General features: G+C 61.4%; 16 protein-coding genes. 2 read left to right on the forward strand and 14 right to left on the reverse strand.

Annotated features, from left to right (window positions below):
- Window positions 1-66: 66 nt before the first annotated feature.
- The 14 genes from typA to EBS11_RS13265 all read right to left on the reverse strand — a co-directional run bounded on the left by typA (window position 67) and on the right by EBS11_RS13265 (window position 20,202).
- The gene (gene typA, locus EBS11_RS13200) at window positions 67-1,899 is read right to left on the reverse strand and encodes a translational GTPase TypA (protein WP_215403706.1); all 1,833 of its coding nucleotides are present in this window, start codon (window positions 1,897-1,899) and stop codon (window positions 67-69) included.
- A 254-nt stretch (window positions 1,900-2,153) separates the two neighbouring features.
- The gene (truB, locus tag EBS11_RS13205; protein WP_290603415.1) at window positions 2,154-3,089 is read right to left on the reverse strand and encodes a tRNA pseudouridine(55) synthase TruB; all 936 of its coding nucleotides are present in this window, start codon (window positions 3,087-3,089) and stop codon (window positions 2,154-2,156) included.
- 2 nt (window positions 3,090-3,091) lie between these two features.
- Window positions 3,092-3,508 carry a 30S ribosome-binding factor RbfA gene (gene rbfA / locus EBS11_RS13210; protein WP_215403710.1) on the reverse strand — a complete coding sequence of 139 codons (417 nt, stop codon included), beginning with the start codon at window positions 3,506-3,508 and terminating at the stop codon, window positions 3,092-3,094.
- A 129-nt stretch (window positions 3,509-3,637) separates the two neighbouring features.
- Window positions 3,638-6,496 carry a translation initiation factor IF-2 gene (gene infB, locus EBS11_RS13215; protein WP_290603416.1) on the reverse strand — a complete coding sequence of 953 codons (2,859 nt, stop codon included), beginning with the start codon at window positions 6,494-6,496 and terminating at the stop codon, window positions 3,638-3,640.
- Between the two features lie 46 nt (window positions 6,497-6,542).
- Window positions 6,543-8,108, reverse strand: a complete 1,566-nt coding sequence (gene nusA / locus EBS11_RS13220) for a transcription termination factor NusA (protein WP_290603417.1) — start codon at window positions 8,106-8,108, stop codon at window positions 6,543-6,545.
- A complete protein-coding gene (gene rimP, locus EBS11_RS13225; protein ID WP_035828693.1) occupies window positions 8,105-8,593 on the reverse strand; it encodes a ribosome maturation factor RimP in 489 nt (162 codons plus the stop codon). Before rimP ends, nusA begins: the two co-directional genes overlap by 4 nt.
- 343 nt (window positions 8,594-8,936) lie before the next feature.
- Window positions 8,937-10,994: a 23S rRNA pseudouridine(2605) synthase RluB gene (gene rluB / locus EBS11_RS13230; RefSeq protein ID WP_290603418.1), complete on the reverse strand. Its 2,058-nt coding sequence runs from the start codon at window positions 10,992-10,994 to the stop codon at window positions 8,937-8,939.
- Window positions 10,987-11,781: an SMC-Scp complex subunit ScpB gene (gene scpB / locus EBS11_RS13235; RefSeq protein ID WP_290603419.1), complete on the reverse strand. Its 795-nt coding sequence runs from the start codon at window positions 11,779-11,781 to the stop codon at window positions 10,987-10,989. The genes rluB and scpB overlap by 8 nt, the downstream gene beginning before the upstream one ends.
- Window positions 11,782-12,177: 396 nt before the next feature.
- The gene (locus tag EBS11_RS13240) at window positions 12,178-13,197 is read right to left on the reverse strand and encodes a glucokinase (RefSeq protein ID WP_290603420.1); all 1,020 of its coding nucleotides are present in this window, start codon (window positions 13,195-13,197) and stop codon (window positions 12,178-12,180) included.
- 377 nt (window positions 13,198-13,574) lie between these two features.
- Window positions 13,575-14,537, reverse strand: a complete 963-nt coding sequence (locus EBS11_RS13245) for a VTT domain-containing protein (protein ID WP_290603421.1) — start codon at window positions 14,535-14,537, stop codon at window positions 13,575-13,577.
- 27 nt (window positions 14,538-14,564) lie between these two features.
- Window positions 14,565-16,256 carry an ABC transporter ATP-binding protein gene (locus EBS11_RS13250; protein ID WP_290603422.1) on the reverse strand — a complete coding sequence of 564 codons (1,692 nt, stop codon included), beginning with the start codon at window positions 16,254-16,256 and terminating at the stop codon, window positions 14,565-14,567.
- Window positions 16,257-16,265: 9 nt separating this feature from the next.
- A complete protein-coding gene (locus tag EBS11_RS13255; RefSeq protein ID WP_290603423.1) occupies window positions 16,266-17,381 on the reverse strand; it encodes an ABC transporter permease in 1,116 nt (371 codons plus the stop codon).
- 9 nt (window positions 17,382-17,390) lie between these two features.
- The gene (locus EBS11_RS13260; protein ID WP_131374152.1) at window positions 17,391-18,329 is read right to left on the reverse strand and encodes an ABC transporter permease; all 939 of its coding nucleotides are present in this window, start codon (window positions 18,327-18,329) and stop codon (window positions 17,391-17,393) included.
- A gap of 28 nt (window positions 18,330-18,357) precedes the next feature.
- A complete protein-coding gene (locus tag EBS11_RS13265; RefSeq protein ID WP_290603424.1) occupies window positions 18,358-20,202 on the reverse strand; it encodes an ABC transporter substrate-binding protein in 1,845 nt (614 codons plus the stop codon).
- A 578-nt stretch (window positions 20,203-20,780) separates the two neighbouring features.
- Here EBS11_RS13265 and EBS11_RS13270 point away from each other — a divergent pair.
- Together EBS11_RS13270 and EBS11_RS13275 are read left to right on the forward strand one after the other, a co-directional pair.
- Entirely contained in the window at window positions 20,781-23,450 is a 2,670-nt protein-coding gene (locus EBS11_RS13270) for a TonB-dependent receptor (protein WP_290603425.1), read from the forward strand.
- A 462-nt stretch (window positions 23,451-23,912) separates the two neighbouring features.
- Window positions 23,913-26,615, forward strand: a complete 2,703-nt coding sequence (locus EBS11_RS13275) for a TonB-dependent receptor (RefSeq protein ID WP_290603426.1) — start codon at window positions 23,913-23,915, stop codon at window positions 26,613-26,615.
- Window positions 26,616-26,685 lie beyond the last annotated feature (70 nt).

Raw genomic sequence — 26,685 nt, forward strand, 5'->3', positions numbered from 1 at the left:
CCGGTGACGGAAAGGCGGCGCAGCGGGCCGGAAGCGCATGGCCCGCAGGCCATGCTCTACAACAGATTACGAATCGCGCGACGCTTTTTTACGCTCGTGCTCTTTCAGGAAACGCTTGCGCAGACGGATCGATTTCGGCGTGATTTCCACCAGTTCGTCGTCCTCGATGAACTCGACCGCGTATTCCAGGGACATCTGGATAGGTGGTACCAGGCGCACCGCTTCGTCGGTACCCGACGAACGCACGTTGGTCAGCTGCTTGCCCTTGATCGGGTTGACGACCAGGTCGTTGTCGCGCGAGTGAATGCCGATGATCATGCCTTCGTAGACTGGATCGTTGTGCGACACGAACATGCGGCCGCGGTCTTGCAGTTTCCAGATCGCGTAGGCAACGGCAGCGCCGTCGTCCTGCGAAATCAGCACGCCGTTGCGACGGCCAGCCATTTCGCCACGGGTGTTGTCGACTGGTGCGTATTCGTGGAACACGTGGCTCATCAGGCCGGTACCGCGGGTCAGGGTCATGAATTCGCCCTGGAAGCCGATCAGGCCACGCGCCGGGATCAGGTACTCGAGACGCACGCGGCCCTTGCCATCCGATTCCATGTTTTGCAGGTCGCCGCGACGACGGCCCAGTTCTTCCATGACGCCGCCCTGGTTGGCTTCTTCCACGTCGACCGACAGGTTTTCAAACGGCTCGTGGCGCACGCCATCGACCATCTTGAACACCACGCGTGGACGCGAAACGGCCAGCTCGAAGCCTTCACGACGCATGTTTTCGATCAGAATCGTCAGGTGCAGCTCGCCGCGGCCCGATACTTCGAAGATCGTGTCGTCGTCGGTTGGCGCCACGCGCAGAGCAACGTTGGCTTTCAATTCTTTTTCCAGACGGTCACGCAGTTGACGCGAGGTCACGAACTTGCCTTCGCGGCCAGCCAGCGGCGAGTTGTTGACCATGAAGTTCATGGTCAGGGTCGGCTCGTCGACGGTCAGCATCGGCAGCGCTTCCGGGGTGTCCACGGCGCACAGGGTCGAACCGATGCCGATTTCGTCGATACCGTTGATCAGGCAGATGTCGCCGGCGACGGCTTCGTCCACCAGCACGCGCTCCAGGCCCTTGAAGTTCAGCACCTGGTTGATGCGGCCCTTGATCGGGGTCGCGCCTGGGCCATTGATGACCAGCACGTCCTGGCCGACCTTGACGGTACCGCGGTTGACGCGGCCAATGCCGATCTTGCCGACGTACGACGAGTAGTCCAGCGAGGTGATCTGCATTTGCAGCGGGCCTTCCGGATTGTCGTCACGTACTGGAACGTGTTCCAGGATGGCGTCGAACATCGGCTTCATGTCGCCGCCGCGCACGTCTTCGGTCAGACCGGCATAGCCGTTCAGGCCCGAAGCGTAAACGATAGGGAAATCCAGTTGCTCATCGGTAGCGCCCAGCTTGTCGAACAGTTCGAACGTCTGGTTGATGGCCCAGTCAGGACGTGCGCCCGGACGGTCGATCTTGTTGACGATGACGATAGGCTTCAGACCCAGTGCCAGCGCCTTGCGCGTGACGAAACGGGTTTGCGGCATCGGGCCTTCCTGTGCATCGATCAGCAGCAGAACCGAGTCCACCATCGACAGAACACGTTCCACTTCGCCGCCGAAGTCGGCGTGGCCTGGGGTGTCGACGATGTTGATGTGGGTGCCTTCGTACTCAACGGCGCAGTTCTTCGACAGAATCGTAATGCCGCGCTCCTTTTCCAGGTCGTTCGAGTCCATGACTCGGGTGTCGACCGCTTGGTTTTCACGGAAGGTGCCGGACTGGCGCAGCAGCTGGTCCACCAGCGTGGTTTTGCCGTGGTCAACGTGGGCGATAATGGCGATATTACGAATTGCGCGTTTTGTATTTGACATGGTCGTAGTAGTTACTGAAAAACTGCGGAGTGCGTACAAGGTGTACGAGATACCCGAATGCTAATCTATTTCCGGAACCGCGTAGTATAGCATGTTGCGTTGCAACGCTATCTAAAAATGCTGGCGGCTCCCGCAGTCGGGGACGGTTTGTTTAAAAAAGCGACACTGTTTGACGAGTGAATACCGGGGTCAGACCCTCAATCCCGCTAACTCAGAGGCTTGCGCCAACGGTCGCGGGGGTCTGACCCCAGCTTTTATTGATGTGCTGTCGCAATCAAGCGCTCGGGCGCCAGGATGCTGTACTCCTGCAACTGGCCCGTGCCCAGCAGTTTGCTGTCGTGATACACGCGCACCCTGCCAGGTTCGGCCGGCACGGCGACGTCTTCCTTGCCCAGGGCGATGCGCTGGCCATGCAGGAAGCGCTTGGCCAATTCGTCCGTCAGTTGCACGGCGGGAAAACTCGACAACAGGGCATCGACGGGCGCCAGCAGGCTCAACGGTTCGGCATGCGCCGTCAGTTCGTCCAGCGTGACGACGCCGTCCAGGGTCAGGTTGCCCACCTGCGTGCGGCGCAAGGCGTTCAGATGCGCGCCGCAGCCGAGGGCCTGGCCGATGTCCTCGCCCAGCACGCGGATATACGTGCCCTTGCTGCACATCACGGACAATTTCAGGAACGGGGCCTCATAGCCGAGAAACTCGAGCTTGTGGATGGTCACCGGGCGCGCTTCGCGCTCCAGGGTGATGCCGGCCCTTGCATACTCATATAAGGGCTTGCCGTCCCTTTTCAAGGCCGAGTACATGGGCGGCGTCTGCAGGATGGGCCCGCGGAACTGCGCCAGCACGGCCTCGATCTGCTCCTGCGTCACGTTGACGTCGCGCGTTTCCAGCACTTCGCCCTCCGTGTCGCCCGTATCCGTCGTCTGCCCCAGGTGCACCAGGGTTTCGTAGGTCTTGTCCGCTTCCAGCAAATCCTGCGAGAACTTGGTCGCCTCGCCAAAGCACAGCGGCAGCAAGCCCGTGGCGAACGGATCCAGGGTGCCTGTATGGCCCGCCTTCTTCGCGTTCAGCACGCGCTTGGCCTTGATCAGCGCATCGTTGCTGGACCAGCCGACCGGCTTGTCCAGCAGCAAGACGCCGTCCACGAGGTCGCGCACCCGCTTGATGCCGGGCGGTTTCTTCGGACCGGCCACTGTTATTGCTCGTCCGTCTCGGGTTTCGCGTCCGGCTCGGCATCGGCCGCGCGCGTGGCGTTGGCCTTGTCGATCAGCAAGGACATTTCCATGCCGCGCGACGTCGAGCTGTCATGCACGAAATGCAACATCGGCAGGGTGTGGATGTGCAGGCGCTTGCCCAGCAGGCCACGGATGAAGCCGGCCGCAGCCATCAGGCCTTCGGTCGTGTTCTTGATGGCTTCCTTGCTGTCTTTCAACATCGTGAAAAACACCTTGGCGTGCGCGTAGTCCGGCGTGATCTGCACTTCGGTGATGGTGATCATCGTGCCGACGCGGGGGTCTTTCAGTTCGTAGGCGATGATTTCGGCCAGGTCGCGCTGGATCTGGTCTGCCACGCGCAAGCCGCGCGCCGGCATGGTTTTGCTATGTTTAGCCATGATAGTAAGTGCTGTCCTAAGTGCCGCAGGGCGCATGGGTCAAACGGTTGCCCGTTGCCCCATGCGCCCCACGTGTTTGCGCGGACAACGATATGTCCGCGCGGCATTTCATTTCTGTTACTGCGGTGATTACAGCGTACGCGCGATTTCCTGGACTTCGAACACTTCCAGCGTGTCGCCAACCTGAATGTCGTTGTAGTTCTTCAGCGACAGGCCGCACTCCAGACCGGCGCGAACTTCTTTCGCATCGTCCTTGAAGCGTTTCAGGGAGTCGATCTCGCCGCTCCACACCACGATGTTGTTGCGCAACAGGCGGACGGAAGAAGCACGCTTGACCACGCCATCGGTGACCAGGCAACCGGCAACCGCGCCCACTTTCGAGACCAGGATGACCTGGCGGATCTCGACCTGGCCGATGACCGTTTCGCGTTTCTCTGGTGCCAACATGCCCGACAACGCCGATTTGATCTCGTCGATCGCATCGTAAATGATGTTGTAGTAGCGGATGTCCACGCCATTCGACTCGGCCAGCTTGCGCGCCTGGGCGTCGGCACGGGCGTTGAAGCCGATGATGACCGCTTTCGAGGCGACTGCCAGGTTGACGTCCGATTCCGTGATGCCGCCGACGGCAGCGTGAACCACCTGGACGCGCACTTCGGAGGTCGACAGTTTCTGCAGCGAGCCAACCAGCGCTTCCTGCGAACCCTGCACGTCGGTTTTGATGATCAATGGCAAGTTTTTCACTTCGCCTTCGGCCATCTGGTCGAACATGTTTTCCAGTTTCGCGGCTTGCTGTTTCGCCAGTTTCACGTCACGGAACTTACCTTGACGGAACAGACCGATTTCGCGCGCCTTGCGCTCGTCCGCCATGACGACGACTTCTTCACCGGCGACCGGCACTTCCGTCAGACCCTGGATTTCGACCGGGATCGACGGACCCGCTTCAGCGATGGCCTTGCCGTTCTCGTCCAGCATGGCGCGCACGCGGCCATACGAAGAGCCCGCCAAGATCACGTCGCCGCGGCGCAAGGTACCCGACTGCACCAGGATCGTCGCGACAGGACCACGGCCCTTGTCCAGACGCGCCTCGACCACCAGGCCGCGCGCAGGCGCTTCCACCGGTGCCGTCAGTTCCAGCACTTCGGCTTGCAGCAGCACTTGTTCCAGCAGGTCGTCGATACCCTGACCCGTTTTGGCCGAGACCGGCACGAATGGCGATTCGCCACCGTATTCTTCCGGCACGACTTGTTCGGCGACCAGTTCCTGCGTCACGCGATCCACGTTGCCGCCCGGTTTGTCGACCTTGTTGATCGCCACCACCAGCGGTACGCCGGCTGCTTTCGCATGGGCAATAGCTTCTTTCGTTTGCGGCATCACGCCATCGTCGGCGGCAACCACCAGAATGACGATGTCGGTTGCCTTGGCGCCACGGGCACGCATCGCGGTAAACGCTTCGTGACCCGGGGTGTCGAGGAAGGTGATCATGCCGCGTGGCGTATCGACGTGGTAAGCGCCGATATGCTGCGTAATCCCGCCCGCTTCGCCCGATGCCACCTTGGCACGGCGGATGTAGTCCAGCAGCGAGGTCTTGCCGTGGTCGACGTGACCCATGACGGTGACCACCGGTGCGCGTGGCTTGGTTTCGAAGTGCGCGTGTTCGCCCACGTCGGCCAGCAACGCTTCCGGATCGTCCAGTTCGGCGGCGAACGCCTTATGGCCCATTTCTTCCACCAGAATCATGGCGGTTTCCTGGTCCAGCACCTGGTTGATCGTGCACATCTGGCCCAATTTCATCAAATGCTTGATGACTTCGGATGCCTTGACGGACATCTTGTGCGCCAGTTCGGCCACGGTGATCGTTTCCGGTACGTGCACGTCCTTGACGACGGCTTCCGTCGGCGCCTGGAAGTTCGATTCACGGTCGTCATGGTGCGTCGGGCGACGGCCCTTCGCGCCACCGCGCCAGCTGTCACGGCCGCCTGGGCCGCTGTTGCCGCGTGGCTTGGGACCACCGGTGGTGCCGCGTTTTTTCGCGTCATCGGACCAGGTGGACGACACATTGGCCGACTTGATGGATTTCTTGTCTGCAACAGCAGGCTTCTTGTCGCCCGGCTTGTCGCCCGGTTTCTTGTCAGCAGGCTTGTGCAGGGTGCCTTCCGGCGCCTTCGGCTTGACCGGTACCGGCGCAGGCTCAGGCGCCTTGATGGCGCGGCGTGGCGCGTTCATCATGGCCTTGATCTGGGCCACTTCGTCGGCGACGGCCTTGCGTGCGCGCTCGGTGGCTTCCGCCTTGTCAGCGGCTTCCTTGGCGGCAACAGCAGCGGCGGCGGCTTTTTTCTTCGCTTCTTCAGCGGCGGCAGCTTTTTTCGCTTCCGCGGCGGCATCGTCGGCGACAGGCGCGGCGGTGCTGGCAGCAGGCGCGGCGGCAGCCTTGGCGGCCGCTTTCTTCGCTTCCGCTTCCGCTTCTTTCTTCGCGGCCAGTTCAGCCTGTTGCGTGGCTTTCGCCTGGGCTTCTTTTTCCGCGTCGAGCTTGGCCAGACGTTCCTGCTTTTCGCGCAGGTCCGCTTCCTGGCGGGCGATCAGTTCTGCCTGTTTACGGGCATCTTCTTCACGGCGCGCCACTTCGGCGGGATCGATCACCGGCGCGGCAGGCGCGACCGGCTCGGCAGCGACCGGCGCCGCTTCGTCACGCTGGACGAAGGTGCGTTTCTTGCGCACTTCCACTTGGATGGTGCGCGACTTGCCGGTGGCGTCAGCCTGCTTGATTTCAGTCGTTTCCTTGCGGGTCACGGTGATTTTCTTCTTTTCTGTGTCAGCCGCTGCGCCGTGTGTGCGGCGCAGATGATCCAAAAGCTTGTCCTTATCATCTTTCGACAATGGATCTGACGTCGAACTTTTCTCGACGCCGGCAGAACGCAGCTGCGTCAGCAGCAAATCTGCAGGCATCTTCAGTTCGGTGGCAAATTGGGCTACGTTGTTACTCGCCATTCAGTCCTCTTTTCTATGTGTCGCGGAGATGATAAAGATACTCAAATTAAGCCTTTGCGGATTCGGCCAGACTCCATGCCTTGGCTTGCAGCGCCTTGGCACGATCGTCGTACTTCGAGTCAACCAACTTCATCTCATCGTCGGTCACATCTTTAAATTCACTTGTAATCAGTTCACGCGCACGGTCCGCAGACAAGGCCAGGATTGCGCCAAATTCGTCGTATGCCAGTGCTGCAAATGCTTCAACGGTCTTGATACCAGCCAGACCCAGCTTGCCGGCGGTGACGCGATCCATGCCTTCCAGATTCACCAACGCCTCGTCCATGCCTTCCAGACCCTCTTCCGAAGCGATCGCTTCGGTCACGAGCGCATCACGCGCACGGGTACGGAGTTCATTGACGGTATCTTCGTCAAACGATTCGATTTCCAGCATTTCGGAAATTGGCACGTAAGCGATTTCTTCCAGACTGGCGAAACCTTCTTCCACCAGAATATCGGCCACTTCCTGGTCGACATCGAGCTTTTCCATGAACAGGATGCGCACGGCAGCCGTTTCCTGGGCAGCTTTGTCAGCCGATTCTTCGGCCGTCATGATGTTGATCTTCCAGCCAGTCAGTTCCGATGCCAGGCGCACGTTCTGGCCGGAGCGGCCGATCGCGATTGCCAGGTTTTCTTCATCGACGACGACATCCATCGCATGTTTCTCTTCGTCAACCATAATCGACGACACGTTCGCCGGTGCCAGGGCGCCGATGACGAACTGCGCCGGATCTTCCGACCACAGCACGATGTCGACGCGTTCGCCGCCCAGCTCGCCGGTCACGGCCTGCACGCGCGAACCGCGCATGCCGACGCAGGTACCGATCGGATCGATGCGCTTGTCGGCCGTGTAGACGGCGATCTTGGCGCGCACGCCGGCATCGCGGGCTGCGGATTTGATTTCCAGCATGCCTTGTTCAATTTCCGGCACTTCCAGCTCGAACAGCTTCATAATGAATTCCGGCGCCGTACGCGACAGGATCACTTGCGGGCCGCGCATATTGCGGTCGATGCGCAAGATGTAGGCACGCACGCGGTCGCCGATACGCAGATTCTCTTTCGGGATCATCTGGTCGCGTGGCAGGCGTGCTTCGATCTTGCCCGATTCGACGATGGCGTCGCCGCGTTCCATGCGCTTGATGGTGCCGGTGACGAGCGAGTCGCCGCGTTCCAGGAAGTCGACCAGGATCTGTTCGCGCTCGGCATCGCGCACGCGCTGCAGGACGACCTGTTTGGTATCCTGGGCGAAACGACGGCCGAATTCGACGGATTCGATCGGTTCTTCGATGTGATCATCGACTTCGATATCGGGAATCTGTTCTTTTGCCTCGAAATGCAGGATCTCCTGATCCGGCAATTGCAGGCCCGCTTCATCGGGCACCACGTGCCAGCGGCGGAACGATTCGAATTCGCCCGTGTCGCGGTCGATCGAAACGCGGATGTCTACCTCACCCTCATACCGTTTCTTCGTGGCTTGCGCCAACGCGAATTCGAGGGCGCCGAAGACGACATCTTTATCGACGTTTTTTTCGCGCGCCAGCGCGTCAACCAATAATAAAACTTCGCGGCTCATGCTTTGCGTCCCTTAAAAACCACCTGCGGCACCAAGCGTGCCTTATCCACGTCGGCGAGCGTAAACTCCAACATCGCCGGACCATCCTTACCTTCAAATTCCAACGACAATTTATCGCCCACGGGTTCTTGCAGAATCCCCTGGAACGATTTCCGGTTGTTCGTACCCGGCATCGCCACCATCAGCTTGACGATGATTTCCTGGCCTGCGAAACGGACAAAGTCTTCCAGCTTGCGCACCGGACGATCCAGACCCGGGGAAGAAATCTCGAGACGCTCGTAAGGAACGTTCTCTACCGTCAACACATGCGATAACTGGTGACTGACCGTGGCACAGTCCTCGACCGTGATCGGACCTTTTTCAGCGGCATCGGCGGCGCTGAAATCAATAAAGACGCGCAGCAGCCCGCGCTCGGCACGTTCGACATCAACGAGCTCATAGCCCAGACCAGTGACTGTCTTTTCAATTAATCCCAACTGCTGCAAGAAATTCTCCAGAAATAAGGCCCGTTTTCAGCATCGCGGCACTGCAACAGCACCGGCGGCATGCGAAAAACACGCGCAAGTCATATATGGCCCCTTGTCGGCGCCATTACAAACGGTTCAACAAAAAAAAAATGGGCATCTGCCCATCTTCTTGTATTTCCCCAACCAGATGAAAGCACTCCCCACCAAACAACCCTGCGGAGAACTTTTATTAGGCTGCAGATTATAACCTCTTATTAACTTCGCCGCAATGCCGCACGCAAGGTGCGGCCCGGCTTACAACAGTTACAAGAGCGCGCCCCCGCCGCAGTTTGGCGGGAACGCGAGAAGAAATTCCTCTGAATTAACCTTTGCTGCGGCGGCGCGGCATGCCATCCATGCCGCCACGATCCATGCCGCCGCGCGGCTGGCCGCCGGAACGGGCCTGGCCGCCGGCACCGCCCGCATTGCGGCGCGGACCCGTGTTGGCGAAGCCGAACGCCGTTTGCAGCGGATCGGGCTGGCGCGGACCGCGCTGCGGTGCGCGGCCTTCGCCGCCGGGACGGCCCTGGCCGGCGGCGCGCGGAGCACGGCCTTGCGGCGCGCCTTCGAACGATGCCGACGAACGGGGCTGACCACCCTGGAACGGACCTTGCGGCTGACCACGGCCCGGACCACGCGCTTCGCCTGGACGGCCGGCGCCGCCTGGGCGGCCCTGGCCTTGCGGACGGGCAAACTGGCCTTGCGGCTGGCCACGGCGCGGCGCGACGGGGAAAGGATCGGCGTTGCGGTTGCTCACATCGATGCGGTTGCCATTCGGCTCGTCATCGCGGCTCGCCTTGCGCGCTTCGCGGCCCTTGGCGGCGCCGGCGGCACGGGGATCGCCCGAAGGCGGCATTTTCTTTTCGATGCCGTAGGCGGCCAGCAGGTCGCGCACGGTGTTCTCATCCATCTCTTCCCAGCGGCCCCGCTTCAGGCCGCTCGGCAGGGTCATGGCGCCGTAGCGGGTACGGATCAGGCGCGAAACGGTCAGGCCGATGGCTTCGAACATGCGGCGCACTTCGCGGTTGCGGCCTTCGCCGATCACCACGCGGTACCACTTGTTGATGCCTTCGCCGCCGCCATCGGCGATCTTCGAGAACTGCGCCATGCCGTCTTCCAGCTCGACGCCGGCCAGCAGCTTCTGGCGCATGCCCTCTTCCAGCTCGCCCAGGGTACGCACGGCGTACTCGCGGTCGATGCCGTAGCGGGGGTGCATCAGGCGGTTGGCCAGGTCACCGGAAGTAGTAAACAGCAGCAAGCCTTCCGTGTTGAAGTCGAGGCGGCCCACGGCCAGCCACTTGCCTGCCTTCATGGTCGGCAGGCGGTCGAACACGGATGGACGGCCGTCCGGATCATTATGGCTGACGATTTCGCCGGCCGGCTTGTGATACACCAGTACGCGTGGCGGTTTCTTGCTCACGCGGCGCTGGATCAGCTTGCCGTTGATGCGTACGTGGTCGGTCGGCAGGATGCGCTGGCCGATGTGGGCCGGCTCGCCATTGACGGACACGCGGCCCGAAATGATCAGGTCTTCCATGTCGCGGCGCGAACCGAGACCGGCTTCGGCCAGCACCTTGTGCAGCTTCGGCGCATCGTCGTCGGACGTCAGGTCGCGGCGCACGACGGCTTTTTGCGCGCGGCCCATGCCGCCGTCTTCGCTGTCGAAGGCGTCGGAGGTCACGAAGGAAAACACGGCGTCTGCATCGCTGACCTTGCCTGGCGCAGCCTGACGGCCCTTGCCTTTTTTACGGCTCTTGCCCGCATTCTTGCCGGCACCGGGCACGTCGTTGCGCGGACCGCGCGGCGCGCGTGGTGCGGACACGAGGTTGCCTTCGGCATCGAACACATCGGCGGCTGGCGCGGCAGCTTGCTCCGCGGCAGGCGCGGCGGCTTCCGCTGCCTGCGGCGCTTCGGCGCGCGGCGGCTGGCGCAGCGCGCGTTCGGCTTGCACGCCGCGCATCTGGCGCGGACCGCGCGTCGGACGCGCTTCGGCCGGCTTCTCGGCAGCGGCTTCCGGCGACGCTTCCGCTTCGGCGGCAGCGGCCTTGGCGGCGGCGCGGGCGCGCGGCGGACGCGGCGCCGGGGCGGCGACCGCCTCGGCGGCGGCTTCCGCCGCTTCCGCCACGGCCTTCAGGGCCGGCTTGGCGCGGGTTTTCTTGACGGCAGGAGCGGCTTCTTCAGCGGCAGCGGCAGCAACGGGCGCTTCGGCGGCCACGTCGGCTTTCGTGCGGCGCTTCGGCTTGGCAACGGCGGCGTCGCCGGCAGCGGCAGTCGCCGCAGCGGCGTCGGCCTCGATCTGGGCCTTGGTGCGGCGCTTGGGCTTGGCAACGATGGCTTCGTCGCTGGCGGTAACTGTCTCGGGTGTGTTCGGATTATTCATTCTTCGTTTCTTGGCTGTGCTGACCTGGCGCAGCGTCAACCGTTAGTTCTGGCGCAGGGTCGTGAGTGTAGGCTTCGTCCATGGGCGAAGCATCGGGGCCGGCATCAAGGCTTGCTGTCACATCTACATCTGTCACAGCCGTATTGCTACCTGCACCAAGCTGGGGGGCAAGCTCATTGCTTGCCTTGTCAAAATTTTCCTGCAGGGCCGCTTCCAGGGCTTCGAGCCCATTGCCCTGCATTTCACTGATTTGCTGCAAAGGCGGCAGCTGGGACAGCGAATGCAAACCCAGGTCATCCAAAAACTGCTTGGTGGTGGCCAGCAAGGCCGGCCGTCCCACCACGTCGCGGTAGCCGATGGCATCGACCCAGCCGCGGTCTTCCAGCATCTTGATCGTCTGCGAATTGACGGCAACGCCGCGAATCTCCTCGATATCGCCGCGCGTCACCGGCTGGCGATACGCGATGATGGCCAGGGTTTCCAGGGTCGCCCGCGAATACTTGGGCGGCCGCTCGGGCGTCAGGCGATCGAGATACATCTTCATTTCCGGGCGGCTTTGAAAGCGCCAGCCCGAGGCCAGGCTGACGATCTCGATGCCCCGCCCTTCCCATTCGTCCCGCAACTCTTCCAGCAACTGCTTGATCGTGTCGGCACCGACGCCGACACCGCGCACGCGGCCGCTCTCGTCCGCATCGACGAACAGCTTTTTCAGGCTGTGGATCGTCAGCGACTCACGAGCGCACAGCAACGCGGTTTCGAGGACTTTTTTAGCCTCAATTGTATTCATAGCAATTCTGTGCGGATGTGTGTTGCAATTCGTATGCAGAGAAAGAAATCAAAACGTTCATTTCAACGTAACGGATGGCAGACATCGATGACGACGCCATGCTGGAGTTACAAGTTGAGGCTGTTTTTCCGACGCCTTGGCCGATGCGCGCAAAGCGGGACTTGCGGATGCAGTGAAAGTCCTGCGATCCATGGAGCTGGCCTTAAATAACCAGCAATGAAACGATATCCGGAGCAGCTGCTTCTCTTGTGGCGGCAGACCAGCCAGGCAAGTGAGCGACAGTCGTCGTTTCATCCAACGATGCCAATTGTACCTGATAAAAAGCGGAAAAGCGCAAAACCGGGCAAAACACACGTTTTACCCGGCCCTGGCGCGACATCTGGAACGGCTGGCGCATCAAAGGGAGGCGAGTTTCTCCGAGAGAATGGCCGATGCGCCGAGGAAAGCCGGATACTGCGCCGTGATGACGAAGGTGGGCACTTGCGACACATAATTGGCGAAGCGGCCCTTGCGCTCGAAGCGGGCGCGGAAACCGGAACGGTCGAAGCGCTGGCCCAGGCGCGGCACGATGCCGCCGCCGATATAGATGCCGCCCAGCGCGCCCAGGGTGACGGCGACGTTGCCCGCCACCGTGCCCAGCATGCAGCAGAAGGCTTCGATGACGTCGTCGCACAGCTGCGATTCGCCGGCCAGCGCGCGGCGCGTGATCTCCGCCGCCGGCAAGTCTTCGGCCGGCACGCCGGCGCGGTCGGCCAGGGCGCGGTAGATCAGTTCCAGGCCATCGCCGGAAATCAGGCGTTCGGCCGAGACGTGTTCAAATTCGCGCCAGGCGAATTGCAGGATGCCCACTTCCACCTCATTCGACGGCGCGAAGCTGACGTGGCCGCCTTCGCTTTGCAGGGCGATCCAGCCGCCATGCGAGGGAATCAGGCCCGATACGCCCAGGCCCGTGCCGGCGCCGATCAGGCCGATGGCCGTGCCGGGACGGGCCGTGCCCGCGCCCACCTGGTGCTTCTGCTCGGCAGACAGCTGCGGCAGCGAGCGCGCCAGGGCCGTGAAATCGTTGACCACGTCCAGGGTCGTGAAGCCGCACTCTTCGCGCATGGCGCGGATCGAGAACGACCAGTGGTGGTTCGTCATGCTGAGGAAATCGCCGTCGACGGGATTGGCGATGGCGATCACGGCATGGCGCACGGCTTGCCCGCCGGCCGCGGCCACGTGGGGCAAGGCCAGGTAGGCTTGCAGCGCGGCGGACAGGCTCGGGTAATCGGCACAGGGCAGCACTTCCACCAGGACGATGTGGCCGGCGGCCACTTCCAGGGCGAAACGGGCATTGGTGCCGCCCACGTCGGCCAGCAGGCGCGGTCCATCGGCGAAGGCGGAAGTCGGCAGTACGGGAGAAGACGAAGCGCTCATGATTTTAGATGATGAAGTGGGACGCATGGGACGCCAAGCTTAAAGGATGAATGCGCCCGGAGGCAAGCAAAGTTTGTAGTTTAAGTACATCAAAACAAGCCTTTATTGGTAGTTCCACTCCAAATGCAACAGAGCGGTGAAAAGTTGCCCGGAAACAATGAATAATAGTGAGTACCCACCCTCACCAGGCGCGTGACAACCATGCTGCACAGCAGCAGGAATCGGCCTTGAAGGAGAGTATGCCGCAGTTTGCGCAAAGCCGCTTCGTACGGGACGGCGGCCCCGCGGCGCCGGCATCGTGGCGGCCCGGGGCGGCTGTTTTCGTATTATTACTACCGGTTTTTACGGCTGGCGTAACGCGCGGGCGACAGCGCGATTCAGGATGGCAAGCCTTCGCCCACCAGGCTGGCAGGCGCCGGCTGGTCCGAGCGGTAGGCGGCATTCCACGCATCGAGGCCGCCATGCAGGGGCTTGGCCCGGTGGAAGCCGTGCTGGTGCAGCAGCTTGGCCACTTGCGCGGCCGTCACGTCGTTGGGGCAGCTGCAATACACGATGATGTGGCGGTCCTTGTCCATGGCGATCATGGCGGGCACGGGTTCCTTGCCATTGAAGAACAGGGCACCCGGCACGGCCGGTTCCAGCGCCTGTGCCGTGGCGCTGCGCGCATCGACCATCAGCGGCTCCTCGCCCTGCTCTATCAGCTCGAGCAATTCATCGATGCCGATGCGCTCGATCTGCAAGGCCTGGCGGAAACGCCGGCGTTCGAGGAATTTGTACAACAGGAACAGTCCCAGCAAGGTGGCCAGCATCAGCAAGGCCGTGCTGCCCATGGTGCTGAGCAGGTCGAGCACCTGCTGCACGCTGGAATGGAAGATCACGCCGACGACGATGCCCGTGCCGCTCCACAGCAGGGCGCCCAGGCCCGCGTACAGGAAGAACTGGCCCGGCGGCGTGCCCAGCGCGCCGGACATGGGCGCGGCCACGGTGTTAAATCCCGGCACGAACTTGGAGACGATCAGGGCTTTCGGCCCCCAGCGCTTGAACTTGTCTTCCGTCTGGCTGACGCAATAGTCGGGCGACAGGGAGATGCGGCACAGCAGGCGCAGGATGCGCTTGCCGAAATGGCGGCCGGCGCGGAACCACGTGAAGTCGCTGATCAGGCAGGCGCCCAGCGCGGCGGCCAGCACCAGCGCCCCGTTCATGTCCCCATCGACGGCCAGCGCCCCCGCCACCACGAGGATGGGGAAGGCGGGAATCGGCAGGCCGAGCTGCTCCACCAGCACGATGCCAAAGACAATCAGGACACCGTAATGTTCGAGCAGGTAAATAAGGTTGGGCATGGGCGCTATCTTACCGTAAAAGCGTGTTTAGATTTGCACGCCCTTCGGGATGGCACTGAGCAGGGTACGCGTGTACGGATGCACGGGATTGCGGTACAGCTCGTCCGAATCGGCCAGCTCCACCACCTGCCCCTTGTGCATCACCATCACCTGGTCGGCGATGTATTTGACGACGGACAAATCGTGCGAGATGAAGATGTAGGACAATCCGAATTCATCCTGCAAATCCTGCAGCAGGTTCAATACCTGCGCCTGCACGGACACGTCCAGCGCCGACACGGATTCGTCGCAGACGAGGATTTCCGGCTGCATGGTCAGGCAGCGCGCGATGGCGATGCGCTGCCGCTGGCCGCCGGAGAATTCATGCGGATAGCGGTGGAAGGCCTGTTCCGGCAAGCCCACCTTGTCCAGCAGCCAGTAAGCCTTGGCGATGCGCTCCTTGTCGTTGGCGCCGATGTTGTGGATGCGCATCGGTTCCAGCAGGATCTGCCCCACCGTGAAGCGGGGGTTCAGCGAGGCATACGGATTCTGGAAGATGATCTGGATGCGGCGCTTATACGGCAGGTATTCCTTGTTCGGCATGGCAATCAGATCCTTGCCGTGGAACATGGCCGTGCCGCCCGTCGCCTGGTGCAGGCGCAGCAGGGTCAGGCCCACGGTCGTCTTGCCGGAGCCGGATTCCCCCACCACGCCCAGGGTCTTGCCGCGCGGCAAGGTAAACGACACATCCTTGACGGCCTGGAATTCGCGCTTGCCGAACAGGCCTTCGCGCGTATAAAAGCTTTTACTCAAGTTACTCACCACCAGCACGGGCTCGTCGCCCGGCGTGTAGCCGCGCGTGCGCTGTTTCACTTCCACGCCGGGGCCCGCCTTGCCCTCCATGTAGTCGGCGATGACGGGCAAACGCCATGGGCGCTCGTCCAGGGACGGGCGGCAATGCAGCAGGGCCTTGGTATAGCTGTCCTGTGGCGCCTCGAAGACCTGGCGCACTTCGCCCGTCTCGCGCACTTCGCCGTGGCGCATGACGATCACCTGGTCGGCGATCTCGCCCACCAGGCCCAGGTCGTGGGTAATGAAGAGCACGGACATCTGGTGCTTCTTTTGCAGCGCCGCGATCAGGTCCATGATCTGCTTCTGGATCGTCACGTCCAGCGCCGTCGTCGGCTCGTCCGCGATCAACAGTTTCGGTTCGCAGGCGATCGCCATGGCGATCATCACGCGCTGCTGCTGGCCGCCCGACATCTGGCTCGGGTAGGCGTCGATCTTCGTGGCCGGGTCGGGGATGCCCACTTCCTCGAGCAGTTCCAGGGTACGGGTCCGCGCCTGCTTGCGGTTCATGCCCATGTGCTGGCGCAGCACTTCGGCGATCTGGAAGCCCACCGTAAACACGGGGTTCAGGGACGACATCGGCTCCTGGAAGATCATCGAGATATCCTTGCCGCACATGGTGCGCCGCTCGGCGATGGACAGCTGCAGCAGGTCGCGCCCGCCGAAGTGGATGCTGGAGGCGGGATCGATGATGGTGCTGTCCGGCGGCAGCAGGCCCATCACGGCCAGGGAGCTGACGGACTTGCCGCTGCCCGATTCGCCCACCAGGGCGACGGTGCTGTTGCGCGGCACGTTGAACGAGATGCCCTTGACGGCTTCGAACGTGGTCTTCTTGTCCAGGCGGAAGGTGACGCGCAGGTCGCGCACTTCCAACAGGTTATTCTGGTCCATGAGCAACTCCTATTTCACTTTGGGGTCGAGCGCATCGCGCAAGGCATCGGTAAACAGCGAGAACGCCGTCACCAGCACGGCCATCGCCGTGGCGGCGGCCGTCAGCTGCCACCATTTGCCCAGGATCAGTTCATTTTGTGCCTCGTTGAGCATGCTGCCCCACGAGACCGTGCCCACCGGCACGCCAAAGCCGAGGAAACTCAAAATCACTTCCGCCTTGATGAAGCCCACCACGAGGATGGACATTTGCACCAAAGCAACGTGGCTCACGTTGGGGAAGATGTGCGAAAACATCTTGCGCCAGTGCGAGGCGCCGATGGCGTCGGCCGCCATCACGTACTCGCGCGCCTTGTGCTTGATGTATTCGGCACGGATCAGGCGGTATGGCCCCGTCCAACCCGTCAAGCCCAGGATCAGCACGATGGTCAGCACGCCCTTCTGCTGCAGCACGGCCGCCACCGTCAGAATCATCAGGATGGACGGAATCGACGTAAAAATGCTGTAGAACCAGTTGAAGAAGTCATCGACCATGCCGCCGAAGTAACCGGACACGGCGCCAAAGATCGTGCCCAGCACGACGGCCAGCAAGGCCGCCACCAGGCCCACGACGATGGACGTCTCGCCGCCCTTGATGGTTTTCTGCAAGATGTCGTGGCCCCACTTGTCGGCGCCGAACGGCAGTGTCGCGGCCTTGTGCGTGACGAGCTTTTTCGCCTTGCCCATGCCGGCGCGCAAGGCCGTCAAGTCCTCGGCCAGCGGGTCCGTCACGCCGTACATATCGACGCCGGCGGACGGATCGCTTTTCAACTCGGCGCGCAATTCGGCGATATCGTCGGCCAGCGGATCGAGCACATTGACGGGCGTGGGCGAGGTGCGCTCGTCAGCCAGGGGAATGGCGCCGTCGCCGGCCGCGGCCGCGTCCTTGTCGGCGCCGACAAAGGTGGGCGGCGCATAGCTGACGGCCACTTCATCTTCCCAGTTCGCCGCCACCAGGCCGCTGGCGGAGGCCAGCACCAGCAGGAAAAACGCGCCGACCACGGCCAGCGATACCATTGCAATCTTGTCGCCGCGCAAACGGCGCCACGCCAGGGCCCACAGGCCGGGCGAAGTATGAGTATTCGACATCGTCTCTTTCTACTTCAGTTGTACGCGAGGGTCGACCGCCTGGTACAGCAGGTCGGTGAGCAGGTTGAAGAGCATGGTGGCGGCGGCCACATACACGGTGATCGCCTTGATCACCGGAAAGTCGCTGCGCTCGACGGCCAGGATCACTTCGCGCCCGATGCCGGGGATGCCGAAGAAGCGTTCCAGCAGGAAGGCGCCGATCAGCAGGGCCGGCAAGTTCGACATCACATAGGTAATGATGGGAATGGCGGCATTGCGCAGCACGTGGACCCACATGATGCGCCCTTCCTTCAAGCCCTTGGCGCGCGCCGTGCGCACGTAATCCTGGTTGGCCTCGTCCAGTACGAAGGTGCGGAACAGGCGCAGGGTGGGCGCAATCGACACGGCCAGGCCGATCAAAATAGGCAAGGTGGAATAGCGCAGCAGATTTTCCCAGAAGCTGTCGCCCCAGCCCTGCACGGGGAACAGGCCCAGCTTGTAGGCAAAGCCGTACTGGAAGACGATGATGTAGACGAGGATGGAAATCGACATGCCCACCGTGCAGGCGATCATGACGGCGCGGTCCGTCAGCGAACCGCGCACGAAGGCGATGGCCAGCGCCAGCGCCACGCCAAAGAACGTTTCCAGCACGGTCAGCGGAATCAGCACCATCATGGACGGTCCCAGGCGCGATGTGATGATGTGTGACACGGTTTCGCCCGTGGCCCAGCTCTGGCCGAAGTCAAAGGTAACGATCTGCTTGATGAAGATCCACAGCTGCACGTAGTACGGCTGGTCGACGCCCAGCTGGCGGCGGATGTTGGCGATGCTTTCGGCACTGGACATCTTGCCGGCGAGGATATAGGCGGGGTCGCCGCCCACCCAGTTGAACAGGATGAAGACCAGCAGGACGACGCCCAGCATGGTCGGCAGCATCTGCCACAGGCGGCGCAGGATATAAGCAAACATAATGATTCCTTGTTGTTATAAGCTGCGCTTATTTATTCGCCGGGGCGGCAGGGGCTGGCGCGGCAACCACGGGCGTACCCGTGCTGTCGATATCCATGAAGGCCCATTCCTGGAACAGGATCGGGTGCTTCTTGTAGCCTTGCACCGTCTTTTGCGCCAGCATGTTGCGGTAGCGCGCGTAGCCGATCAGGGCGCCCGCATTGACTTCCAGACGGCGCGCCATCTTGTGATACAGCGCGTCGCGCTCGGGGCTGGCCGGCATGTGCTGGCTGGCCGCGTACCATTGATCGTACTCGGGATCCTGGTAGCAGCCATTGTTGTTCTGGTGCGTATTCGGGCCGTAGAACAGCTGCATGAAGTTGTCGCCGTCCGGATAGTCGGCCAGCCACGGCGCCGTGCGCGTCTGCATCTTGCACTGCTTTTCCGTCTTCAAAATATCGGAAAAGATCATGCGGTCGTTTTCCATGCGGATGCCCAGCGAGTTGTAGGTCTTGCGCCACATTTCCGCCTGCAGCACGCCGTTGGCTTCATTGCGCGACGCGTAGCGTATCAGCAGCGGCTTGCCGTCCGGCAAGGTGCGCCAGCCATCGGCGCCCTTCTTGTAGCCGAACTTGTCCAGCAGCTTGTTGGCCAGCACCGGATCGTATTGCAGCAGCGATTTGTAGTGCGGGTCGTAGCCGACGACGCCGGGCGGAATCGGATAGTCGAGGCGCTTGGCCTGGCCATTCCAGATGATGCGGATTTCTTCATCGATATTGTGCGCCATGGCAATGGCGCGGCGCAGGGCGATCTTTTCCTTGCTGAAGCCGCCCAGGGTCGGGTCTTCCATGTTCCAGTAGTAATAGCTGATCTCCGGGTCCAGCAGGCGCGACAGTTGCACGCCCTTCTCCGCCAGCTCGGGACGCAGCTTGCCGTTGAGCAGCGCTTTCGGCGCCAGCGGGCCGTCGAGCCAGAACACGTCCGTGCCGCCGCTCTGGAAGGACAGCCAGCGCGACTGGTCTTCGATCATCACGGAAATTTCGATGCGGTCGATGGCGGGAATGCGCTTGCCCTGCATCTGGCGCACGATGCGCTGGTCGTCCGGGTCGTCGCCGGCCATGAAATTCCACGTCTCGGGCAGGTGCTGCGTATTGCGGTTCAGGACGATGCGGTTGCCGCGCGTCCACTCGCCCAGGGTGTAATAGCCAGTGCCGACGGGGTTCGAGCCCACTTCGCCCTTCACGTCGCCATATTTTTCCACCACTTCGCGCGCCAGGGCGGCCGTCGGCACGTAGGCCAGGATCATGGGGAAATTGAAATCGGTCTTGGTGAGGGTCACGCGCAGGGTGTACGGGTCGAGAATTTCCAGGCCGGCCACTTTCTTGCTGTAGTCAAACTTGTTCGACTTGGCCGCTTCCTTCGCCAGGTCGTCCAGGCCCACCACCTTGCCTTCGAACAGCCACGTGTGCGGCGAAGCGAGGCGCGGGTCGAACAGGCGCTTCCACGAATACACGTAGTCGGCCATCGTCAGTTCGCGGCGCTTGCCGCCGAACGCGGCGTCCGGCGTGAACAGGATGCCTTTCTTGAGGCGGATGGTATAGGTCTTGCCGTCGGCGGACACTTCCGGCATGGCGGCGGCCGCGCCGGGCACCACCTTGACGGGGCGCGCCAGGTAGTCATACGTGTACAGGGTGTCGAAGATGGCCTGCGTGATGTGGTTCGAATACAGGTCGCGCGCGGTGGCCGGATCAAAACCCGTCTCGGCGGCCGGCAGGATATAGCGCAAGGTTTTGACCGGCGCTGCCGCCGGGGCGGCATCCGCGGCGATGGCCGCCAGCGGCAGGGTGGCCAGGCAGGCGAGCAGCGCCACGCGCCGCATCCATGGTGACTTCATGTAATACCCTTCATCTCGATTATCTGTCGCACCGTATTGGTGCGCTTGTACTGGCTTCCCCCTGGGATACAGGATTCCACCACCAAAACCAGTCCATCCTCGCAAGATCTGTGCCTTGTTCGCAGCCGTCTCGACTGTCTGAAAAACGCGTAACGATAACGCAGTTTCCCCCTCGCCGACAAAGAGAAATGCAGGAGCGGCCTCTCGCGGTCCGGTGTCGGCTCCGTTTTGCTGCGACGCACCACGCCCCATTGTCATCGGGATGGAAAAGGTGGGCGGCACATCTACGCTGCAGTACAGCATTCGGTGCCGGGCAGGCGCTACGCAGCAAAAAACAGTTTCGGCGGAGAAATACATCACAAAACGCGGACCCTTTGTTTTAAATCAACATGACTGAGTGGATGCCGTTGTTTAAAAACACAAAGTACAACACCCTGTTGACAAAGAGTTTTGTCAATCATTACATTCGATCAATTGAAAAGAGATAAATTATTTCATCTTTTCAATATTCTCGGACGTGCTTACCGGCGCGACCGTTCTTGACCTTTTAGCCAACCGCTTTATCAGGAGTCTTGAACATGATTAGAGAAATATGCCTGTCCCGTTCCATCCGTTTGATCTGCGCCGGCGGCCTGGCCGCCGGCATCCTCAGCCAGCCGGCACTGGCCCAGGAAACCGGCGACACGGCCGGCATGCAGCGCGTTGAAGTCACCGGCTCTTCCATCAAGCGGCTCGTCTCGGAAACAGCCACCCCCCTCTCGATCTTCAAGGCCGAAGATTTCGCCAAGCAAGGCCTGACGACGGCCCAGGAAGTGCTCAGCAAGATACCCTCGAATTCCTCCAGCATGGGCAGCGGCAACGCCGTCGGCGGCAACACCAGCGGCCTGCCCACGGGCGGCCAGGCCAGCGCCGACCTGCGCGGCCTGGGCGGCGACAAGACCCTCGTGCTGCTCAATGGCCGGCGCATCGCCAACCACCCGTATGACGGCGCCAGCGTCGACCTGAACATCATCCCCATCGCCGCCCTGGAACGCGTCGAAGTGCTGCGCGACGGCGCCTCGGCCATCTACGGCACGGACGCCATCGGCGGCGTCATCAACTTCATCACCAAGCGCTCGATCAACGTCACCAACGTCACCGCCGAAGTGGTCGCGCCCGAGCACAAGGGTGGCGGCGAACACCGCATCAACCTGTCGACGGGCTTCGGCAAGCTCGACACCGACGGCTACAATATTTTCGGCGTGGTCGACTACCACAAGCAGAATGTGCTCACGTCGCAGGACCGCGATTTCTCCAAGACCGGCATCATCCCCGACCGCGGCCTGTCGCTCACCAGCGGCACCACCTTCCCCGGCAACTACTTCGATGCGGCTGCGAATGGCGGCAAGGGCCTGGCCGGCAATCCCTACGCGGCCACGGGCTGCAATCCGCCCCTGTCCGTGGCGGCGGCCAACGGCACCTGCCGCCAGGATTACACGCGGCAGATCGACGACTTGCCGGCGCAGGAGCAGGTGGCCTTCTTCGGCAAGGGCGCCTTCAAGCTGGGCGGCGGCCACCTGGCCACCGTGGAATACCTGCATTCCGAAAACAAGGTGAAGGCGCGCACGGCGCCGCCGCCGCAAACGGGCCTGATCCTGCCCAATACGAGCAAGTACTATCCGGGCAATGCGGGCGGCGTGCCGGCCCAGCCGGGCCTGTCGGGCCAGCCGCTGAGCGTCAACTGGCGCCCCGTGGAAGCGGGCCAGCGGCAGATCGATTCGGATGGCAAGGCGGACCGCCTGGTCGTGGCGCTGGAGGGCGAACTGGCCGGCTGGGACTACAAGACGGGCCTGAGCCACGCCATCAGCAAATCGTCCGAGAAATTTACGGGCGGCTACGTGCAGGATGCCTCGTTCGCCGCCGGCGTGCTGAACGGCATCCTGAACCCGTTCGGCATGCAGGATACGGCCGGCAAGGCCTACCTGGACAGCACCGCCCTGCGCGGCGAAGTGCAAAACGCCAAGGTCACCACGACGGGCTTCGACATCAAGGGCAGCCGCGAGCTGATGCAGCTGGCCGGCGGCCCGCTGGCCATCGCGCTGGGCGGCGAGCTGCGGCGCGAAAAGGCTGAATTCAACGTCAACCGCGACATTGCCAGCCAGGCCACCAGTTCCGGCCTGTCCGGCTCGCTGTCGAAGAACGGTTCGCGCGACATCGAAGCCATCTTCGGCGAAGTCAACTTGCCGCTGATCAAGGATCTGGAAGTGCAGCTGGCGGCCCGCTTCGACCATTACAGCGACGTCGGCAGCACCACCAATCCGAAGCTGGCCCTGCGCTACCAGGCCAGCAGCGCGCTGGTGCTGCGCGGCTCGGCCAGCACGGGCTTCCGTGCCCCCACGTTGTTTGAAAAGAATGCGCCGCCGTCGAAGAACGACACCAACGATTCCTACGACGACCCCATCCTGTGCCCGGGCGGCGTGCCGCAGCCAGGCGCCAATCCCCTGCGCGATTGCGACTTGCAGCAATTCAAACTGCAAGGCGGCAATGAAAAGCTGAAACCGGAAAAATCCACCACCTTCGCCTTCGGCGTCGTGCTCGAACCCGTCAAGGAAGTGACGGTGGCCATCGATTACTGGAACATCCACCTGAAGGACAAGATTTCATCCCTGCCCGAGCAATCCATCTACGGCAACTACGAAAAATACAAGGCCTTGTTCCTGCGCAATCCCGATGGTTCCCCCTACGCCATCCTGGACTTGAACGACAACCTTGGCGAAGTGAAGACCGACGGCATCGACGTGAGCCTGAATGCCCGCCTGGGCCGCAGCGCCTACGGCGACTTCAGCGTGTCGGTGGACGGCACCTGGACCCACAAGTACGACTACCAGAATGAACGGGGCGGCGAATTCATTTCCAACGTGGGCCGCTATGCGGACAACAATCCCGTCTTCCGCTGGAAACATACGGCGGCGCTGAACTGGCGCATGGGCAACTGGGGCGCCACCGTGTCGCAATCGTTCAAGTCCGGCTACACGGACCAGAACAACGTGGACCCGCAATACCGGCACGACGTGCCGTCGTACAGCCTGCTGAGCGTGTCGGGCAGCTACGTGTGGAAAGGCCTGCTGCTGACGGCCGGCGTGAAAAACCTGTTCGACAAGGAACCGCCGTTCTCGAACCAGGGCACGCTGTTCCAGAAAGGCTATGACCCGCGCTACACGGACCCGATCGGGCGCGCCTACTACTTGCGTGGCAGCTATACGTTTTAAGGGAGATGTACTGAAACAGACATGAACGGGGCAGCGCCGACCAGCGTTTGCCGGCAGCACCAGAGACGGCGCCATCAGTGATGATGTGCGCCGTTTTATTTTACGCGCCTGAGTGCGCCTGACAAGGGTTCACGATATTTTATTACTGAAGTAATGCAAAAATATTAGCAATATGTTGCATTTCATCCAAAAAGTCTGCACGAAATTGACAATCTGAATGGTGAATGTTTTGATGAGGGCCGAGAAAATTTACCGAATTTTCACTGGTGAAACTAAAAAGAAGCAAATAAATTGTTAGCAAGCAACAACTTATATCAAGATAATTGCTACCTTTATCACAAAAACAAGGAATTACAAATGATGATTGAAAGTGTAATATCGCGGTCGCTGCGCCTCATGTTTGCTGGTAGTCTGGCCCTGGGCATGCACGCAGCATATGCTCAAGAAACAACAGATGGCACCATGCAGCGCGTGGAAGTGACGGGTTCGAGCATCAAGCGCATCGCATCCGAAGCATCGCTGCCGGTGCAATCGTTCAACCAGAAAGACATCAAGAAATCTGGCGTGACCACGGTTACCGACTTCATCCAGCAAATTCCTGCCATGCAAGGCTTTTCCGTGGCAGCGGACTCGGTCGGCGGCGGCGGCGGCGGCGTCACCACGGCATCGATCCACGATATCGGCGCAGCCTACACCCTGGTACTGCTGAACGGCCGCCGTATCGCGCCAGCCAATTCCGGTACCACCATCGATTTGAATTCGATTCCACTGGCCGCCATCGAGCGCGTGGAAGTGCTGACCGACGGCGCTTCGGCACTGTACGGCGCCGATGCCATTGCCGGCGTGATCAACTTCATCCTGAAAAAAGGCGCATCGCCGCTGGAGATCAACGCCAAGTATTCGCGTCCAGAAGAGTCGGGCGGCGCCAGCAACTCCTTCTCGATCAGCAAGGGTTTCGGCGATATCGACGACGATGGCTACAGCATTTTCGTGTCGGCCAGCCATGACGAACAAAAAGCATTGAAGGCATCGCAGCGCAGCTTCGCGAAGAGCGGCATCATCAACTTCAACGATCCAAAGACGGGCAAGGCGCTGCAATTCATCAACGGCTCCTCGCGCTCGGCGCCAGCGAATGCGTCGATCAATTACAAGGACGGCTATAACGCTTCTGGCGCGCCGAGCAAGCTCAATCCATACGCGCTGGCCAACGGCGGCAAGTGCGCCGTCAGCAATATGGATTTCTATGGCGACGGCAACTGCTACTTCGATTCGCCATCGACGATTGAAATCAATCCGGAATCGAAGCGCGATTCGCTCTTCAGCTCGGGTTCGGTCAAGTTGGGCAAGAGCGGCTGGCAAGGTTTCTATGACCTGGCTTACACCGAAGCACGCATCGTCTCGAGCATCGCACCGTATCCAGCCGATTTTGCGATCGCCAAGGGTTCGACGCTGTACAACAAATACATCTCGCCCTACCTGACCGCAGATCAGAACGCCAACGTGGATTCGGTCGCAGCAACCTACCGCCTGTCCGAAATGGGCAACCGCGTGTATGACTACGGCACCAAGGCCACCCATATCGTCGCAGGCGTGGACGGCAGTGCATTCGGCTGGGATATCAACTCGGCTGTGACGTATTCGAAAAACAAGCAGACGCAAAAATATGTCAGCGGTTTCCCGCTGGCCGATCAATTCAACGCCCAGGTCGACGCCGGCAATATCGATCCGTTTGCCTACCCTGTGGGCAGCATGCCTGACGCCATGCGCCAGGCACTGCTGGGCACCGGTTTCAGCGGCACCTACAATACGCAAACGGTGGAAATGAAGGGCGTCGACGCGCGCGCTTCGCGTCCCGTGTTCTCACTGCCAGGCGGCACCGCCATGCTGGGCGTGGGCGCAGACTACCGCAACACCTCGTACAAGGTGCAACAGGCGGACGTGGCCAAGCAAGCACTGATCCTGTTTGACAATCCGCAAGTCGACAGTGAGTATGACCGCGACAATGCCGGCGCCTACGCCGAGCTGATGCTGCCGATCTCGAAAAAACTGGAAATGACCGGCTCGCTGCGTTATGACCAGATCGGTGCGATCGACGACAAGCTGACGGGCAAGACTGTCGGCAAAAAAGAGAACGCCACCACCTGGAAAGTCAGCGGTAAATACTCCGCCACCAAAAACCTGATGTTCCGCGCCGCTGCGGGCACCGGCTTCCGTGCTGCCAGCATGCAAGAAATCGCTGGCCCGCTGGAAGACTGGGGCGTGACGGGTGGTAACTATCAATGCCCACTGACGGCAGCCAATGGCATGGGCGGCCATCCTCTCGCCGGTTATTGCAACAACGTCGGCCGGCAACAGTTTGAAGCCTTCCAAGGCGGCAATCCTGATCTGAAACCGGAAAAATCGAAACAGTGGAGCATCGGTACCGTGTTCGAGCCGATCGACAGCCTGTCGATGTCGTTCGACCTGTGGAACGTGGAAATCCGCGACCAGGTAACAGCCGTGTCGGAAGGCCTGATCTTCGCAGATCCTGCCAAGTACGCCAGCCTGTTCACCACCAAGCATATCAGCTCGACGGGCCGTGACGTGCTGGCCATCAAGCTGCTGCCGATCAACATCGGCAAAGTTGAGAACCGTGGTATCGACTACGACTTCACCCACAAGATGAAGCTGCTGGACGGCCGCCTGACCAGCCGCCTGTCGGGTACCTATCTGCTGCGTTCGCGCTACACGACGCCAGGCACCGATGACCAATGGGAAACCAGCCTGAATCGTTACGGTTCGAACGATCAGGTCAGCTTCCGCAACATCATCAAGGCATCGACCTCGTTCGAAACGGCCAAGTTTACGCACACTCTGAGCGCGAACTACCGCAATGGCTACACCGACGTAAACCAGAGCGCGGATGATTGCGCCGTGATCGTTGCCGGCAGCCCAGGCGAATGCTATGGCATCCAGCTGGAAGTGCCGAGCTACACTACCTTTGATCTGCAGACGGCTTACCGTCCGCTGAAAAACGTGGAAATCACGGGCGGCATTTTGAATATGTTCGACCGCAATCCGCCGTTCACCCTGCGTAATACAGGTTCGCATCAAGTGGGATACAACCCATCGTACTCGAGCGCCCTGGGCCGCCAGTTCTACCTGAGCGGTTCCTACAAGTTCTAAGCTGATTGCGAGCTGAAAACTGAAAAAGCCCGGAAAGCTTAGCTTTCCGGGCTTTTTTTCATGCTGCGCG

The organism is Janthinobacterium sp., from assembly GCF_009923995.1.
Taxonomy (GTDB): Bacteria; Pseudomonadota; Gammaproteobacteria; order Burkholderiales; family Burkholderiaceae_D; genus Janthinobacterium.